Genomic DNA, 2,929 nt, shown 5'->3' with positions numbered 1-2,929 from the left:
CAAAAAAAATACGCCATTCTCTTATGAGTTTGACGTATTTTTATTTGTGAGGCTATTTCTTATTCGTTACAGCCTCTCTTTTTTTTATTAACGTAACATCGTTTTTGCTGCCACTGCTAATACTTTGGGATTTCTATTGTATGGTGTTACCGGACATATCTTCTTATCAATGCCTAACAACGTATACACAGCAATACGTGCTGCACGGACGCTGTATTCTTCAGTAAAGACCATATCCTCTGGAATCTCAACAAACTGAGAAATCATCGCAAAGTTTGTAGAACCTTCAGGCACAACCAATGGACGATCAGATTTCGCACGTGGTTGGAATTGGGAATCAATGTATGGCATCATGCAAGGAATGACATTCACTACAGTTTCAAGAATATCCTTCGTATCCTTTTCAAAATGCAGATGTCCTAATAACTCAAGCAACAGTTCTTCTCCTGTACATTCCCGCATAGGTTTTTTAACATAATCTCCGATTGCCTTGGTATAGAGACCATAGCCCCAGAAAATCGTGGTATCCGCATCTTGCGCTTTAAAATGCGGTTGTGCGGCAACCACAATGCTCATCAGCCAGCTAGAGTCTTTAAATGTCATTAACGCTCCGCTGCCTGGGATATTCCCTGAGAATTGCTCAATCATCTTTAACAGCTTATTACCTTTCATCGTGACTGTGAAACTTTCCCAATTTGTTTCCTCAGGTTTGCCAAAGAATGGTGTTGGATCACCTAGTGAAGGTTTCTTTTCAGCAACCTTACGCCATAATTCTCCACTCATAGGGGCATCCGGGGTAAACGCTGGAGCGTGATGATAGTCGCCTAAAGTAGCATTATCAGTCATACAGCCATTGGTCATGATACAAATATCTTCTTCATTTAGATGAATGGTACGCTCTCTGCCATTTTCATTGAGATGAATGTCAGTAACTGTAATGGCATCCTCTTTAAAATCAATATCCTTCACAACTGCCTTGATGCTAAAATCAACACCAAAGCCATCCAAATATGCCTTTAAAGGAAGTATGACGGATTCATATTGGTTATATGGTGTACGTGTAACACCTTCTAAGGTTTCAATACGTGGGAATTCTAAGATCATGCGGTTCATGTAACGGCGGAATTCAAATGCGCTTGACCATTTCTGGAAAGCGAATGTTGTCTGCCACATATACCAGAAATTCGTTGTAAAGAAATGAGGACTGTTCGCAAACCATTCTTCGATGGTCACATTATCCAATTTTTCCTCAGGGGTTGCCAGAAGTTTTGTCATCAACACCCGATCAGTGTTGTTGAACTGCATGCTGGTAACATCCTGAATTACTCCATAGCGATCTATTAAACGTGCTTGTGCATGCGTAGGATGCAAATGATCAAAGTTTAAAATTTCTTCTGTAACGCTTTTCCCTTTCCAATCGAGAGATGGAATCGTTGAGAATAAATCCCAGAAATTTTCATAAGTTTCTTCATTCAACATTCTACCGCCACGACAAACAAAACCGTTTTGCATATTGCCGGCACCATCATTACTGCCGCCAAGGATCGGTAAACCTTCTATGATATGAATATTTTCTCCATGAAATCCACCATCCTGCAGTAAATAGGCAGCTGCTGCCATTGTTGCCAAACCTCCACCAATTAAGTAAGCTTGGCGCTCTCCTTCACGTCCTGATGAAACTTTACAACGAGCAGTTTCCCTATTTCTTTCTTGCATACGTTTTACAACGCCTGCGGCTACACCGGCGCCGGCTGCCACACTTGTTGCGATAATGAGTTTTTTTACATTTTCCTGTTTCATAATGATATTCCTCTCTTCTGTATGTTTATCTACAATTTAAGTATAGTCATTTCCATTTGGAAAGTATCTATACATATATGTTTTTTTGTATGATTTGTTTATGATACTTAAATATAGCAAGTTCAGAAATCACCAATCTCTGCATAAGCTAATATTTTTGCTTTGTAACTGTTTTCAAGGAAGTTTGTGGATTTACCCCATACCATTTGTCCAGAAATTTCATAAAGTGGAAAGAAAGGAGGTTCTTCATGTGGCAAAAGTTATCGTTTATGATGTATATAGCGAAGCTTTAGAAGTTTTTGATTTGAGTGAAAATGACACTATGCCATATGTGTATGGTGATACCATGCGGGTAAGTGAGTTCCGTGGTTCTTCACGTTCTAATGTTTTATGGACGACGAATGCTGCCATGGAATCCTGGAACGCGACAAGACGATCTTATGGCGCTCCCATTCCCTTTCGTTATGCCTTTAAACGTATATGGGAAGGCGGGCATGGCAGACAGTCCCAGCATTATGCAGGGGTATCCTTTGATGTCGGTCAGGCGTTGTCGCAAACACAGCGAAATCGGATATGGAATGTCGCAAAGAATCTAGGTGTTTGGGTATATGTAGAGCCTATTTCAATGACACCGACATGGGTTCATTTCGATAAACGTTATGGCACTCCTGCGTGCAGTGCTGGTTATCCTACCCTGCGACAAGGCAGTCGAGGTGTGTATGTGCTCATTTTACAAGATGCTTTAAATGCTTTAGGTTATAGCACACAAACATTGGATGGCGCCTTTGGAAGTAATACTCGCGCCGCTCTTATCGCTTACCAACGTAATAATGGATTAACAGCAGATGGCATAAGTGGTTGTGGAACATGGACACGTCTTGTGAATGAAGTAGTAGGTATTGGCAGAACACCTACAGTTATTGATCCATAATAGAAAAATCTTTATAAAAACACATCTATCCTAATAGTTTCTCTTATTTCTTTTATAGCACACCTATAGCACACCGAAAACAAAAAAGATGGGTGTGCTTTTTGTATGTTTTAAATTCTTTGGGTATCCAAAATCTTTAGGGGTCTGAAATTTAGGGGCAACTTTAGGGGTCTAGACTTTAGGGGGTTATTTCAAATG

Annotated in this window: 2 protein-coding genes; one reads left to right on the top strand and one right to left on the bottom strand. The window is 40.2% G+C overall.

The window, feature by feature from the left end; genetic code table 11:
• Window positions 1–87 precede the first annotated feature (87 nt).
• Window positions 88–1,800 (bottom strand): oleate hydratase, encoded by a 1,713-nt coding sequence (locus ACESSZ_RS16300; protein WP_008687988.1) that lies wholly within the window; start codon window positions 1,798–1,800, stop codon window positions 88–90.
• Window positions 1,801–2,050: 250 nt separating this feature from the next.
• Here ACESSZ_RS16300 and ACESSZ_RS16295 point away from each other — a divergent pair, with 250 nt between their 5' ends.
• Window positions 2,051–2,731, top strand: a complete 681-nt coding sequence (locus tag ACESSZ_RS16295; RefSeq protein WP_008687987.1) for a peptidoglycan-binding domain-containing protein — start codon at window positions 2,051–2,053, stop codon at window positions 2,729–2,731.
• The last annotated feature ends 198 nt before the right edge of the window (window positions 2,732–2,929 follow it).

The organism is Eubacterium sp. 3_1_31, from assembly GCF_964249515.1.
GTDB classification, from domain to species: domain Bacteria; phylum Bacillota_I; class Bacilli_A; order Erysipelotrichales; family Erysipelotrichaceae; genus Longicatena; species Longicatena caecimuris.
Note: the sequence above shows the minus strand (reverse complement) of the source record. Positions and strands in the feature narration are given on the sequence as shown.

Coding starts and splice junctions, on each gene's coding strand:
- ACESSZ_RS16300 (WP_008687988.1), bottom strand. CDS start 1,800: ATGAAACAGGAAAATGTAAAAAAACTCATTATCGCAACAAGTGTGGCA.